Origin of the sequence: Bartonella sp. CM120XJJH, from assembly GCF_042194715.1 — a bacterium.
Taxonomy (GTDB): Bacteria; Pseudomonadota; Alphaproteobacteria; order Rhizobiales; family Rhizobiaceae; genus Bartonella.
Window position 1 is genome coordinate 1 of record NZ_JBHINE010000099.1, and the last position, 810, is coordinate 810.

1 pseudogene is annotated in these 810 nt (G+C 49.4%); it reads right to left on the reverse strand.

Going from position 1 to position 810, the window contains the following annotated elements:
- A pseudogene (locus ACFIKU_RS09985) lies at positions 1-810 on the reverse strand (phage tail tape measure protein); the annotation flags it as partial.

Genomic DNA, 810 nt, shown 5'->3' on the forward strand with positions numbered 1-810 from the left:
TTCCATACCAGCCTTGGCACTCTCCGAGAGCTTTTCCTGTGTAAAAAAACTCTTCAACCATTGCCAAAAGTTGGAAAATCTTTGTTTAACGCCCTCCCACAAATTGCCAAACCACTCGACAACAGAGGAAAGTCCTTGTTTGAACTTTTGCCAATGGGAAGAGAGATCAAAAGCATTGGCGATTATATTTTTCCAACGCGTAATGGTGCTGGTATCTGCACCAAAAAAGCGCATAACAGCTTCAAAGGCTTGCCCCCAAGCCCGTATTATCCCCCGTGCTAAACCATTCATAAAAGAAGAAAAGCGGTCCCAATATTTCCACAGAGCAAAACCAGCTGCCAATATGACCGCCACAACAGCAGCAACCGCAGCCCCTACCGGGGTAAAAATACCCCCCACAACAGAGGCCATGCTCGCTCCAACCACTTCGATCACGGTTCCTATCCAACCAAAGCTACTCGCAAATGCCGCCCCTGAAACAGCAATCCCCCGCAAAGCGCCCATCAATAAGGTCATTGGTCGCAAAAGTCGTAGTGAACTTGCCCCAAGTCCTGCGGTAAGCAAGCCCAGTGAGCGCCCTACGGCTGCTAACCCTCGCCAACTTGCCTTCAGCGTGCGGCTCACAGCCCTCATCTTGATAAAAGAGGCAATCAATTGCAGGACCCCAAGGCGGGTTCCCGCCATGGTAAAGCGCAGCACGCGTAGAGCAATATTAAAAGCCATCAGAGCGGCAATGGTTTTGATGATCACACCGGTTAAAACAGGGTGTTCATTTGCCCATGCCATAAGAACATTGATAAAATTGCCAAC